Annotated in this window: 9 protein-coding genes; 3 read left to right on the top strand and 6 right to left on the bottom strand. The window is 43.2% G+C overall.

Translation table 11 applies throughout. The features are described from left to right. Window positions 1-102: 102 nt before the first annotated feature. The 5 genes from FLP08_RS14125 to FLP08_RS14105 all read right to left on the bottom strand — a co-directional run bounded on the left by FLP08_RS14125 (window position 103) and on the right by FLP08_RS14105 (window position 5,293). Entirely contained in the window at window positions 103-753 is a 651-nt protein-coding gene (locus tag FLP08_RS14125) for a YiaD family glycine zipper/OmpA-like lipoprotein (protein ID WP_156277656.1), read from the bottom strand. Window positions 754-765: 12 nt separating this feature from the next. After that, window positions 766-1,590 (bottom strand): tetratricopeptide repeat protein, encoded by an 825-nt coding sequence (locus FLP08_RS14120; RefSeq protein ID WP_156277655.1) that lies wholly within the window; start codon window positions 1,588-1,590, stop codon window positions 766-768. A gap of 218 nt (window positions 1,591-1,808) precedes the next feature. After that, window positions 1,809-3,260: a hypothetical protein gene (locus tag FLP08_RS14115; RefSeq protein ID WP_156277653.1), complete on the bottom strand. Its 1,452-nt coding sequence runs from the start codon at window positions 3,258-3,260 to the stop codon at window positions 1,809-1,811. Window positions 3,261-3,297: 37 nt separating this feature from the next. After that, the gene (locus FLP08_RS14110) at window positions 3,298-3,939 is read right to left on the bottom strand and encodes a hypothetical protein (protein ID WP_156277651.1); all 642 of its coding nucleotides are present in this window, start codon (window positions 3,937-3,939) and stop codon (window positions 3,298-3,300) included. Window positions 3,940-4,186: 247 nt separating this feature from the next. Then, entirely contained in the window at window positions 4,187-5,293 is a 1,107-nt protein-coding gene (locus tag FLP08_RS14105; RefSeq protein WP_156277649.1) for a formylglycine-generating enzyme family protein, read from the bottom strand. 158 nt (window positions 5,294-5,451) lie between these two features. On the opposite strand from FLP08_RS14105, the gene FLP08_RS14100 reads away from it, so the two are divergent. Together FLP08_RS14100 and FLP08_RS14095 are read left to right on the top strand one after the other, a co-directional pair. Beyond that, complete coding sequence (locus FLP08_RS14100) at window positions 5,452-6,012, top strand: lipid-binding SYLF domain-containing protein (protein WP_156277647.1); 561 nt, start codon at window positions 5,452-5,454, stop codon at window positions 6,010-6,012. Window positions 6,013-6,074: 62 nt separating this feature from the next. Then, window positions 6,075-6,746, top strand: a complete 672-nt coding sequence (locus FLP08_RS14095; RefSeq protein WP_156277646.1) for a haloacid dehalogenase type II — start codon at window positions 6,075-6,077, stop codon at window positions 6,744-6,746. Window positions 6,747-6,795: 49 nt separating this feature from the next. On the opposite strand, the gene FLP08_RS14090 is transcribed toward FLP08_RS14095, so the two are convergent. Beyond that, the gene (locus tag FLP08_RS14090; RefSeq protein ID WP_156277644.1) at window positions 6,796-10,398 is read right to left on the bottom strand and encodes a BamA/TamA family outer membrane protein; all 3,603 of its coding nucleotides are present in this window, start codon (window positions 10,396-10,398) and stop codon (window positions 6,796-6,798) included. 217 nt (window positions 10,399-10,615) lie between these two features. On the opposite strand from FLP08_RS14090, the gene FLP08_RS14085 reads away from it, so the two are divergent. Next, window positions 10,616-13,399, top strand: a complete 2,784-nt coding sequence (locus FLP08_RS14085) for a triple tyrosine motif-containing protein (protein ID WP_238388506.1) — start codon at window positions 10,616-10,618, stop codon at window positions 13,397-13,399. Window position 13,400 lies beyond the last annotated feature (1 nt).

The raw sequence follows: 13,400 nt of genomic DNA, 5'->3' as shown, positions 1-13,400 counted from the left end.
ATTTTGAATATGCCGGTAACATATGTATTTGAAGCAGAATGAAATAAAAACACCGCCTGATCTTAATCAAACGGTGTTTTTCAAGAATGGTTAATAAAAAACTTAGTCTATTTCTCCCTGTTTTGCGGCTTCTACCATATCATCATTTGCGTAAATGGCCAGTTCTACCCTTCGGTTCTTTGCCCGGTTTGCTTCGTCATTTGGATATTTTGGCTGACTTTCTCCATACCACTTGGTTGTTAATCTGGAAGAACTTACGCCCTGGCTAACCAGGAAGTCTGATACTGCCTTAGCTCTCTTTTTAGATAATTCCATATTATAGGCTTCTTCCCCGGTATCGTCGGTATGACCCTCAATAAGAATATTTGTGTCGTCATATTTCTGAAACACGCTGGCTACACTTCTAAGCTCATCTTTATAAGAATCACTGATCTCGGCCGAATTGATCTGGAAAGCCAGGCTGGAATCGAAGGTCATATTGATACCTTCTCCTACACGATTTACTTCGGCCGTAGGTACGGCCTGTTCCAGTTCCTTAGCCTGTTCATCCATATGTTTCCCAATGAGATTCCCGGCTGCTCCACCAACGGCAGCACCCGCAAGGATACCCCAGATACTTCCTTTAGAAACGGCCGCACCAATCAAGGCACCACCGGCCGCACCAGCAGCAGTTCCTTTTTGTTGTTTATTCATTGTTCCGCAGCCACCAATACAAAGGCTTACGACTAATAATAAGGTGATCGTCTTTTTCATATTTTCAAGGTTTTATTTGCATACCAGGGCAGCGAACATATCTTTGTTCATATCCCGCCAGCCCATTTCAATAGCTTTTTGCAGGTCTGTACACAGGGTTTCTTTTTCTGAGGCACTCATTTTTGATCTTAATTCCTGGGCATTGGTAGTGCCATATTTATTGTCCATTTGTTTTAGCCTGGCCTCACTTCTAATGATGTACATTTCCATATCGTTCTTCCCGGCAGCCTGGGCCTGGTCGTAAGCGGAAAAGGCTTTGTCATACTCATTATAATTCACATAGATATCGCCTTCCTGTATCATGATATTGGGATTCCCCGGATCCAGCGCCTTGGCCTTGTCCAGGTAATAAAAGGCCGAATCTGGTTCGTTAAGTTGCCGGCTATATAAAGCGCCCATCAGGGCATAGTTGGAAGCACGTTCGCTGGTGTTCTGGTTGTTTTCGGTAAGATCTATCACCTTTTGCAGGGATTCTTTAGAGGCCTCAATATCTCCTTTCTTATTCTGGGCGATGGCCTTCTGAAACCAGGCATTCAGGCTTTTACCTTTGGTAATGTCCAGAGAAAGATCGGCTTCCTTGATGGCATTATCATATTGGCCCAGGCCATTGTATGCTTCAGCTTTAGCGTTGCTTCTCATTTCACGCGCATCCTTGGTTTTGCATTCACCCGAAAACTTCTCCAGAAAGTTCAATGCTTCCTGGAAGGAGTCCTGTTCCAGGGCGGTTTCTGTTTGCTGATAGAGTTCCTGGCATTTTTTGCCCATGGTAAAGGTCTGGGAATATGCCCCTGTAAATAATAAAGTATTAATGAAGAAAACCAATCCAAGCCTTTTCATATGGATAGTATTATTATATGTTTTAAAAATCACAATCTGGAAAGACCCGAAGCCTTTCTAAAAGCGAGGTTATGCGGCTGGTATTGGAAATGAGGATTATAAATTTAAATATAAAAAGCTTTTTAAGTTGCTGTTAAACAGTTAAATAGGTGTTGTTTAAGAATATTTTACGAATTGTTGTACCAGGAAAGCTTCGTCATTTTAAGGCGTATAGGAGATCAGTCTCCAGCTTCCTTATTATTGGAAAGCCTGTTGAGGTAAAGGGTGTATCCCAGGAGAAGGCCAATATTACTATACCTGGCCCTGGTAATGGTGGTACTACCTTCAAGAAGATTGATATCCTCGGGGTTGATGTTTCCGGGTTGCTCATATTTTCCGGTATTTCCGGTGCTAAAAAGAAGTCCAAGACTTAAACTACTGTTGCGGTGGTCCAGGTTCACCCCTCCGGTGAAGTGATAGATATCCCAAGAGCTAATGGTGGTTTTTATTCCGGGTCCATCATTTAGCTCATCGTCGAAATAAGACATGTCGTTCCTGGCGCTTAAGAGAAGGGAAAAAGCGTCGCTTAATTGGTGTTCGTAACCTACGGCTATATTAAGCACCGATTCTGCGCCAGCCCTGTTCCTTAAAAAACGGTCGCTTTGCAGCTCTGGAGCAAGTTCGGCAGGTCTAACAAATGTTCCGGGTGCAGGTTCCATGATATCATAAATATCGATGGAATTGTAATATTGGATAGCTATTCCCGCACTGGAGTTTCCTTTTTTGTAATTGGTTCCAAGCGCCACTGAGAAAGGTGATTTGTAAGTGCTTTTTAACTCGGCCTGCCTTGCCGTGGCCACCCCGCTAATTCGATTATCATCTATTAGCTTCAGGTTCCTGACGGCGATATTATTGGCCAGGGTACCCTGACCGAATAAGTTTATCGAAGGGGAAGTAAAGGTAAGGCCTGTACTCCAGTTTCCGCTTCTATAAACCGCTCCCAGCTTGGCAGCATAGCGCACATTATAATACTCGGCGTTCTGGCTTTGATTCCCTCCAACAAAGGTTCGTTCTTCATCATTCATAAAAACATATGAAGAAAAGTTTCGCTGGTAGGAATGCGAACGTACGGTAAATAGATTGCTTAGACCAACAGACCAGTTCTCATTCAGTTTTCTTCCCAAACCAAGGGCGAGGACGATCTCTGAAGTTTTGGTAGTGATCCCTGCTTCGGCTACCAGTTCTTCTAGGCCGGGGCTTTCAAGATCTTCAATCACTTCATAATCATTGTCCAGCCGGGCGATGCCCTTAAAACTAAAATCTACCGGCGTAATAAAGGCATAACCAATTTTCCATTTCTGGTCCTTCATCCTGATCATTCCACCTGCAAGCAGGGGCACCGAGCCAACCTGAAGGCTTTCAAAATCGGCCTGTTGGCCCAGGGCATTCTCCACCCTGATATTCCCTATTCCATAAGCGCTTGCATTGATAGAAACCGAAGAATTATCAAGGAAACCAAGAGCCCCCGGGTTATAATAGATCATGGTATTGTCATTGGTTCCCCCGAGCACCGCGCCAGATAGCAGGGCAGACCGGGTACCGTATTGCTGGGTCCAGTAATGTGAATCCTGGGCATGAAGAAAACTGCATGTGGCCACGCCCATAAAAAATAGAATGAATGATCTTTTCATAACCCGTTAGCTTTAATTGTTGAAGGGGCTGAAAAATTTATTCTTTTAGAACGCCATCCTGGACCAGTTCCTTTAACATGGCTTCGGTATAATCCCTGGCGAAAGAATCTATATTCGAAGGATTCACGGTCTTGGACTGTGCAGACCAGATCAATTCTTCCGAATCTGCGTCGTATAGGTTGCTCTCTAAATAATAGATCTTATCTGTGGCATAGTACCCTGGATCGTATGTAATTGGGTACATGGTATTGTAATAGCTGTAAAAACTGCCATAATATCCGCCATAGGCCATTGGAGAATAATAGGTGGTTGAACCGGGCACGTACCTGGTTTCAGACTCCTTATCAACCAGGGTTACCGTAAATATGGCATCGGCATTTTGGGCCCTGATGTTATCCAGGATCTCATTTTTAGAAGGCTGGTTATCCATTGTAAATTTCCGGGTGAAACTTTCCTGGCTGGTAACGGCCTCTATGCCACGATCACGGGCGGCAGTGGCAAGATTGTATTCCAGGGCCTTCTGGGCATTGGCGTTAGGTGTAAGTGCAGCAATGTATACTTTTTTATAAGGGCCTTTAGAAGCAATATCGTCTTTGGTCCAGGAGCCTGTGATCTGGGTACTCGGTCCACAGGAGACCACTAAAAAGGCAATAAGCATAGTTAAAACTGAAGCTTTCATAGATGATTTTTTTTTCTGTTAAACAATTATAGTAGTATAGATGGCCAGGCAAGGCTGGAAGATTTTCTTACCTAAGCCAACTTAAATATAATAATTTAAAGCTTATAAATAACTGATGTTTAGAGCTTTGGTGTGGTTTTGGCCTTAAAACTGTTGAAATTAAATCTGTAACCCCTACAGGAAACTGATGAGGTTTTTGTTTTCTGAACTTGATGTCCTTGCGAAGTTTAGCCTGTAACGGGATTGTTTATTCCCTGAGCATTTCTGGCGTGGCCACGGTCCTGAAACCTAAATGATCTGATCCCGAATCCAGCGCTTGCGGCATCCTGGCCGTAATACGATAGCTCGCACAGTAAGACTTATTACAAAGGAAAGAACCGCCTTTGATCACTTTCTCTTTCTCATAAGGATTTGCCGGGTTATAAGGTTGGGTGGGACCTAAAGGGTTTTTAACCTCACCATCTTTCAGGAGCTTTTTATAATATAGCTCGTCATACCAATCCTGGGTCCATTCCCATACATTCCCGGCCATATCGTAAAGACCAAGGCTATTTGCAGGGAAGGAGCCCACCGGCGCTGCATAATTAAAGCCGTCCTCTGGAATGTTTTTTACAGGAAATTCCCCCTGCCAGGTATTGGCCAGGAAATTCAGCTCTTTTTCACTGTCGCCCCAGGTGTATATACCACCGGGTCTTTTTCCGTGGGCTGCGGCTTCCCATTCAGCTTCGGTTGGCAGTCTCCTGCCGGCCCACTTGCAATAAGCATTCACATCTTCAAAGGAAACATGTACCACGGGATAATTTTCCCTTCCTGCGATATCGCTGTCCGGTCCTTCCGGGTGTCTCCAGTTTGCCCCGATCTTCCACTCCCACCACTGGGAATAATTGAATTCAGAAAGGGATGCGATATCCTTTTTGAACACCAGCGATCCCGGCCTCAGCAGGCTATCATGCGGCTTTGGTGTGCCCGGAGGTAGCTGTTTCTTTAATTCTTCCCAGTCTACGGGCCTTTCGGCGACGGTCACATAGCCGGTTTCATACACGAATTTTTGGAAATCGGCATTGGTAACCTCATGAATATCCATGAAAAATCCGTCTACCGCTACCGGATGTGCGGGTCTTTCCCTGGGCAGGGCCATCTCATCTGCTTCACGGGCGCCCATAGTGAAACGTACTCCTGAAACCCATTTCATCCCCCTGGGAGTCTCAACATCTTCAGGTTTTTCTACCAGCAGGTCGTTCTTTTTCTCATTCATGGCCAGGCTGGCAGAAGAAGGTTCCATGGTGTTGTTTTTAGTTTCAGATTTACAGCCTAGAAAAAGGAAGAAAAGCGGGATAAGAATCAAGAATTTCATTTTCACCAGTTTTATCCCGAGAAATTAAGCAAAATAATCTGATTATACAGAAATTTCTCCAGACCAGGAGTAATAAAAAAAGTATTATAACATCTGATTAACAGTGAAATAGATTGAAAATAGATACATTTTATGTTCAAAATTAAAATACCATTGTTATGAAAAATCTTTTAAAGAAATCTGTTCTTTTTATGCTGCTGATAAGCTTAGCCAGCGCGGCATCTTATGCCCAGTCGGGAAAAGACTTTATCAAGGATCAGGACAAGGAAAAACTTGTCATCGATGCGAAATATGCCATTGAAAAACTAAAGGAAAGCAACCAGGATGTTGTTTCGATTGCCGATGATTCCTATGGCTACGTGATCTTCCCGAATGTTGGGAAAGGGGCTTTTATCGCCGGTGGCGCTGCCGGAAACGGGGTGGTCTACCAGGATGGAGAACAAATAGGCTGGGCTAAATTGAGACAGGTAGATGTTGGCCTGCAAATAGGAGGTGAGGCCTTTATAGAAGCGATCTTTTTCCAGACCCAGCAGGACCTGGAGGAATTCAAATCTGGTGAACTGGAATTTACCGGAGCGGTTTCGGCGGTTGCTATTACCGAAGGTGGTTCCAAAAGCGTGAATTTTGAAGAAGGAATGGCCGTGGTTACTATGCCTAAAGGAGGAGCAATGCTTGAAATATCGGTAGGCGGACAAAAATTCTCCTACCAGGATAAATAATTGTGAAAAATTTAAACCAGGAATGCCGGTAAGATCTACCGGCATTTTTATTTTAGAGTGATATGAGAAATAGACCTGAAACCCTGATCTTCGATGTGAACGAAACACTCCTGGATCTTGAACCTATCAAAAAATCTATCAATAAAGCACTTAAGGACGATGGTGCTGCCGAGATCTGGTTCTCCCAGTTATTACATTATTCCCTGGTTGAGAGCATCACCGGTACTTACCATGATTTTAGCAAAATTGCCGCCGCAGTATTCCGAATGAACGCCGAGAAAAGGCAGATAGATTTTTCCGAAGAAGAAATAAGGGAAGTCCTGAGTCCTATCACCAGGTTACCTGCCTATCCAGATGCGGAAAAAGGTCTTTCTAACCTTAAGAATGCCGGATACCACCTTGTGGCCTTCAGTAATGGGAAACCTTCGGTTTTAAAGGAACAATTACACTTTTCTGGGCTGGAAGTTTTTTTCGACCAGGTTTTAAGCGTAGAAGGAGCAGGAAAATACAAACCGCATCCGGAAGCCTATAACTATGCGCTGAAAGCTGCTCGAAGCAAAGCTGCCAAAGCAATGATGGTTGCAGCCCATGGCTGGGACATTGCCGGTGCGCGAAGAGCAGGACTACAAACAGCATTTATACAGCGACCCGGGAAACAACTTTTTCCGCTAGCCGAAGAACCAAATATCCAGGCCAGCCATATCGAAGACCTGGCCGAGAAAATGACCCAATAAAAAAGCCGCTTTTATAAGGAGCGGCTTTTCACATAGGTGTTAGTTAGTATTAGAAATCAAAATTGAAGGTAAAGTTTATCCTTCCGCCTTCATCGCCTACATAGTATCCAATGTTACCGGTAAAAGCTTTAAAGGCATTGATAAAGATAGACCCACCATAATCTGTATGCCACTTATTGCTGTTGTCGTCGTCTACCCAAACGCGACCGTAATCGAAACCAAGACTGGCTCCCAGCCTAATCGGGATGAAATTGGTCCTGAACTGGGTGATCCCACTTCTAATATCGATATTCTGGTAAAAGGCATATTTACCGTTAAAACGCTCATTTCTATAACCTCTAAGGCTGTTGATGTTTCCTCCGCCAAGTTTTGCGGCATGGTAGAATTCATAGTTATCACCTATGATCGCCTCTCCACCAATCTTGGTGGCCAGGGCGGCAAAACCGCTTTCGTGTAGTGGATAATTTAAGGCCAGCATAGGTCTTACATATCCAAATCGGTTGTCGTTCCCATCAATATTGCTTTTATATCCCGCGGTAAGGTCCAATTCTACTCCTCTGGAAGGAAATGCCGGACGGTCTTTGTTCCAGTAGTTATAATTCAATTCTACCCCTGCATAGACCTGGTTATCGAATACATCGTTTTCCGGATTAAATATCTCTGAGATGAAACGGTTCTCGTCGTATTCAATTTCAATAGACTCGATCATGGGCTTGATGTCGAAATGTACCAGTTCATTTTTACGGTAGATAAGAGAAGGAGAGAATTTCCAGCTCTGCGTTCTCACCCGGTTATAATCGTTGGAAACATCATCTTGGTCATATTCGGTATCGTTACCGGTCCCAAAATAGTTGATCACGAAATTCGGGCTAGAGTAATAAGCGTTCAATCCCAGGTTCCATTCATGGAAAACATGCGCGAATTCCCCGTAATATTCAATATCAAATCCTTGAGTAGCGAAGTAATAGTTGGTGGTTAGCTTATGCTTGGCAGTAAACGGATTTCTTACCAGGCCTTTAGTGATAAAAGTCCCGCTGGCACCCAGGCTAAATCCCTGGTCTGAGTTAAAATCGGCACTAGGAAAAATAGTGAACTGCCTGATCTTTTTCTTGTTCGGATCATAATTATTGATTTCGTAAGAATCAACCAGCATTTTATGAGCGCCGGGAGTTTTGATGGTGTTTTCTTTACTCTCGTAATCGAATAATTTGGCTCTCCTGGTATTCTGGAAATCGTAAATATCATTTTCCTCTCCACCAATAACCTTTAAAGGTACCAGGTTAGATCCTTTTCCGACGATCTTGAACTCATCATCGCCATCCAGGCCATAGATCCAAACCTCGCGGGTCATATCTGAATCGTAGGTCTTTTCAGCCTTTATCTCGCCATCTTCATTTTTCAGCTTAACGGTAGTGATCCCATCAGGTTTACGGGTAATAAGGAACATGTCATCATCCTCGGTCCCGGTAAAAATGTCGAATTCGGTAAGGTGTTTATAATATTTCCTGGCGATCTTTTCAAGATTTCCCCTTCTAGCCTTCATGGTTTCCTTGATCTCAGCTACGTAAGGATCATTAGCTATACCTTCGGGCAATACAGCAAAAGCTTCCTGAATCACCTCGTCTGTAATATTATTTTGTATATAATTTACCTGTTCTTGCCAGTCTTCCCATCCGGCTTCCCTTATGAACGCCTTGTCTAATGGATATCCCGCGATATTGAACCATTTTGGTCTTTTTACCATAGGGCTGTAATTTTCCATGGCGCGGAAAGCCGGGAAACCTATCCTTAATAAAGAAAGGGCGAAACCGTCCATTTTAGGGAAGACCTGGTCACGGTCTTTGGCAATAGGAAGGTATTTTTTATTTCCGTTCTCATCCTCGAATTCAGACCATTCATACTGTCCCGCATGTCTGTCCCAGTCTCCTAAAAGCATGTCCAGAAGCCTGGCCCTTATGAACATATCTTCGTCTACATAATTATCTTTAGACTCGCGAATTTCTTTATAAAGATCTGTGGTATTCAGGATATCATCGGGCTTACCGAAAGTTTCCAGGTCCTTGTTCTCGCCACCAACATGCATCTCGAACATATAAAGTTCATCACCATATTCACGATTATAGATTCCCAGGGCCTCCTGTTTTGGAACATAATAAAGATGTGAATCTGGATGATAAATGTTCAATGCGTCCATGAACCTACTCGCCGGGAAGGTCCCGTAAGGGAAGGCTGTTGTATAAAAATCCTGAACATATCTCTCGGCTACTGTATTTTCAAGGTAATCTTCTACATAATGAGTAGTTACCACCGTGGTTTGCAGGAATTGCAGGGCGCTTTTCTTCAAGGCGCGCAAAGTATATTCGTGGTCGTCTTCGTCTATAAAACCAAGCGATCTTGACTGGTGGCCACCTCCGGCTCCCAGTACCTTAAGATTCCCGGGAAGGGTATCCAGGTAAAGTACGGGAAATTCGAATTTACGGCTGTAAAGAGGGCGGTAATGCTCTCCCCAGATGGTTCTGTAAAGTCCGTCCTTATCTGTTTCTTCTTCTGTATAAACCGAAGCCATCTTGGTCTTTCCAATCCTGTTTTCAGGCCATTCTACCTCTTCAAGAGTTGGTCTTTCACGAGAGATCTGCGTCTGAAAGATCCTCTCGGTCCCTTCCGGGGTGACCTTATAGAATTCAAGGTTGGAACTACCGTTCTCGTTAATATTTATTTTGGCATAACCCAGGTCGTAGGCTGCGAAATCACCATTATCTTCCTCTGGCCTGGCTTTTTCAGGTTCCGAAGTTACGCCGGTGATCACCTGGTCTACCCCGTCATCAAGTATATATTGCAGGTTTTTATCCCTTCCCGAAAGGAAGATCACATCATTATACTGTCTCGCCAGGGTTTCCATGGTTCCCATGAGTTCCTTTAACTTCGGGTTTCTGCGGGTCTGGCTGTCATAACCTATCATCTTTTGAAAGAATCCCAGCTTGTTCTGGCTCATTACCGGATGATATACTGCTATTAGTACGGTCTTTTTCTGGCTGTCTTCCAGTTCATCATTGAATTCTTCCCTGAACTGAAGCCGGGTCTTGATCTCACATTTGTTGTTGATGTAAGGATGATCATCCCAATCTTCGATATACCACTGGGAATCTACCAGGATAAGTTGTATATCTTCGCTTATACTCACACTTTCTATAGGGCAGCCATCGTCTGGGATGAATTCGGCATTAGAATTATCCTGTAAAAAGGATTCCAGGTCATCTATATTATCTGGAGCATCGGCCTGCCATTCGTTATATCCAGGAGTAAAGACCACGTTGCCTTTGAAACCTTCGATCTGGGCAAGCAAATTTTTCTTAAGATGTTCTTCTACCCGGTCGCGGCCATTATCCTTATCTGGAAAACCTTCTTTCGGGACGATATTCCCGGTAATGATAAGGCTGGCAGAATCTCCTTTTTTTGAATCTTCCACGATTCTTGAAAGTATCTGTTCATTTTCGGCATCGGTCCTCAGAGCGGTGTTCGAGGTAACATATACCGAACGTATCACTTCTTTCTGCTGCGCGAAAAGAGTGGAAGCAGACAGGAAAAATACTAGGGAAAGACTTAAACGATAAAAGCTATTCTTGTAAGGCAGTAGTTCTTTTTTACCGATCATATGTAGTTTAGGTTGTTTGATTGAATTTAGTGGTCACCTGGAAACGCGCAGGTAACTTTCAAAAAAATTCAATATTCTTAGGATGTCATAGGGCTTTATAATACTTTAACATCGAAGCCTAAAAGTTTTACTAATAATTTCTGCGGAAATACAGCCTAGATTTTCATGTTAAGCCAAGGATGGTTAAATTTCGGATCCCAAACCATAATGATCTTTCTTGACTAAGAAATTCACTTTTATATTATTCTTCTTTTCCCTTTACGGGCTGGTAGCGCAGGAGCTGCCCCCGGTGGTGAATTACGGCCCTAACGAATATTCTGCCGGCAACCAGAACTGGATGATCGCACAGGCGGAGAACAAGAACCTCTATTTTGCCAATAGTACCGGATTACTGGAGTTCAATGGTGAAAACTGGAATATATATCCCGTTCCTAACAATACTATCGTTAGATCTTTAAAGGTTGTTGGAAACCGTATCTATACTGGTGCTTACATGGAGGCGGGCTACTGGACAAAGAATGATTATGGTGAACTGGAATACACCAGCCTGGTGCCTAAATTTGAAGGAATAGGCGACGGGGAGCAGTTCTGGGATATAGAATTCCTGAAGGAGCTCATCATTTTCCGAAGTTTTGGGGGTATCTATTTTTATGATCCGCAAAAGGACAGCGTAACCAAGATGCCGAATCCGTTTGGACAACCTACCTCAGGCATTTTTAAACTCGAGGATAAATTATTCTTTCAGTTAGTTGGTGAAGGGCTTTTCCAGATAAGGAATGGCGAAGCCCAACTTGTTATTCCTGGCGAACAGCTGGGAGATAAAGCCATAATGCACCTTTACCAACAGGAAGGCAAACTTTCCATCATTTCAGGAAAAACTGAATTCTTTGTATGGGAAGATGGCGCGCTCAAGCAAAATTTAAAGCCGGTAAACCGTGAAATTGGATATCCAAATATCCTCGATGCAATAGATCTGGAAGACGGAAGCCTGGTGCTGGGCACTGTGGGGAAAGGAGTACTGGTTATAAATCCGGAAGGTGAAGTAGTTAATAGCTTTAACCAGGCTAATGTACTTCTTAACAATACAGTACTGGATTTGTTCCAGGATGAATCAGGCATGATCTGGGCCGGCCTGGATTATGGGATAAGTAGCATAGACCTGAATTCTTCTTTCCGTTCTTTTCGCGATAACAAGGGTGAGATAGGGTCGGTATACGCTTCCTTTGAAAAGGATGGCGCCCTGTACCTGGGTACCAACCAGGGATTATACCTTCGGGAGGCTGGGGAAGTGAATTTCCAGCTTATAGAAGGGACCAATGGTCAGGTTTGGTTTATAGACCAGGTAGGTGATTTTGTTTTCTGTGGTCACGATAAGGGAACTTTCAGAATAGAAGGCGGTCGGGCGATAAAAGTGATGGACCGGCTGGGAACCTGGCTGGTTAAGGAATATTCTGAAGATGTCTTTGTTCAGGGGCACTATTTCGGAATAAGTTTTTTCAAAAGCAATGGGCAGGATTTCGAAGTACTGCCTATGCTGGAGAATTTTCCACATTCGTCGAAATTCATTGAAATTGATGAAAATTTAGACCTGTGGGTTAGTAATGAGCATAAAGGGGTTTTTCGCTTGGAGATAAACGATTCCCTGACCGGGTATACACAGATCGAAAATTATAAATTTCCCGGCGAATCTGGTATCACCTCGAGTATCTTCAGGTTTAATGATTCCTTATATTACAGTTCCCGGGATAAAATTTACCGGTTTGACAGGGGTACAGATCAATTTACCGGGAATAATAAGCTTAATAACCTTATCGCTGGTTTAGAACGGGTTTCTGGTAAGATGATCAGCCTGAATGGAGACCGCAAGTTATGGGGCTTTGCCAAAGATGGAATCTTTTCTATTCAACCTTCCTTACTAAACGAAGACTATTCACTGGACTTCACTTTTATAGACCAGGATTTCAGGAATATTGCCGTGGGGTATGAGAATATTTCAAGTCTGGCCCGCGAAAACTATTTATTAGGGATCGCCAATGGCTATTTAAAATTCAACACGGGGGATAATTTTGCCTCAAAACGACAGGTAAGCCTGGACGAAATAAGCATTAAGCCTTTGGAGGGAAGTGCTAAAAAAGTGAAACTGGAGGAATCAGGAGACTTTAAGCACGAACACAATAATATTAGTTTCAGGTTTAGTACACCAGTTCATGATAAATATGTGGATGCTCTTTACAGCTATAGATTGATCGGATTGAGTTCTAATTGGAGCGAATGGAGTAGGAGCGCAGAAGCGAACTTTGAAAACCTGGGTTTTGGAGACTATACTTTCGAAGTTAAAGCGAAAGTTGGAGACACTATAATGGATAGTACCAGCTATTCTTTTAAAGTAGGAAGGCCTTTTTACCTGAGTACCCTGGCTATTCTGGGCTATATTCTTGCCTTTCTTGTCATTTTGTTCCTTATACACCTGATGAATAAGAGACATCACAAACGAAAAATGGCCGAGCATGAGCGCGCCCTGAAAATGAAGAACCTTGAAGCTGAACAGGAGATCATCAAACTCAAGAATGAGAAGCTGGAACAGGATATGGCCAATAAGAACAGGGAGCTCGCTGTTTCTACGATGAGCCTTATCAAAAAGAACGAATTCCTAACCAGTATCAAAAATAAGCTGAAGGCTTCAGAAGAAAGCTCCAAAGTGAAATCGGTGATCAAAACCATCGATAAGGATATCAATGAAGAAGACAATTGGAAATTCTTCAAAAAGGCCTTTAGCAATGCCGATAAGGATTTCTTCAAGAAGATCAAGGCGAGACACCCGGAACTTACTTCAAACGACCTTAAGCTTTGTGCCTATTTAAGATTAAATCTTTCTTCAAAAGAGATCGCGCCACTGCTTAATATTTCTGTAAAGAGTGTAGAGATCAAACGATATCGTTTGCGTAAAAAGATGGATTTAGACCGGGAAACTAATTTAACCGATTATATTCTCGCTTTATAAA

The organism is Christiangramia aestuarii (assembly GCF_009735585.1).
Taxonomy (GTDB): Bacteria; Bacteroidota; Bacteroidia; order Flavobacteriales; family Flavobacteriaceae; genus Christiangramia; species Christiangramia aestuarii.
Note: the sequence above shows the minus strand (reverse complement) of the source record. Positions and strands in the feature narration are given on the sequence as shown.

Coding starts and splice junctions, on each gene's coding strand:
- FLP08_RS14115 (WP_156277653.1), bottom strand. CDS start 3,260: ATGAAAAGATCATTCATTCTATTTTTTATGGGCGTGGCCACATGCAGT.
- FLP08_RS14100 (WP_156277647.1), top strand. CDS start 5,452: ATGAAAAATCTTTTAAAGAAATCTGTTCTTTTTATGCTGCTGATAAGC.
- FLP08_RS14125 (WP_156277656.1), bottom strand. CDS start 753: ATGAAAAAGACGATCACCTTATTATTAGTCGTAAGCCTTTGTATTGGT.
- FLP08_RS14095 (WP_156277646.1), top strand. CDS start 6,075: ATGAGAAATAGACCTGAAACCCTGATCTTCGATGTGAACGAAACACTC.
- FLP08_RS14110 (WP_156277651.1), bottom strand. CDS start 3,939: ATGAAAGCTTCAGTTTTAACTATGCTTATTGCCTTTTTAGTGGTCTCC.
- FLP08_RS14120 (WP_156277655.1), bottom strand. CDS start 1,590: ATGAAAAGGCTTGGATTGGTTTTCTTCATTAATACTTTATTATTTACA.
- FLP08_RS14090 (WP_156277644.1), bottom strand. CDS start 10,398: ATGATCGGTAAAAAAGAACTACTGCCTTACAAGAATAGCTTTTATCGT.
- FLP08_RS14105 (WP_156277649.1), bottom strand. CDS start 5,293: ATGAAATTCTTGATTCTTATCCCGCTTTTCTTCCTTTTTCTAGGCTGT.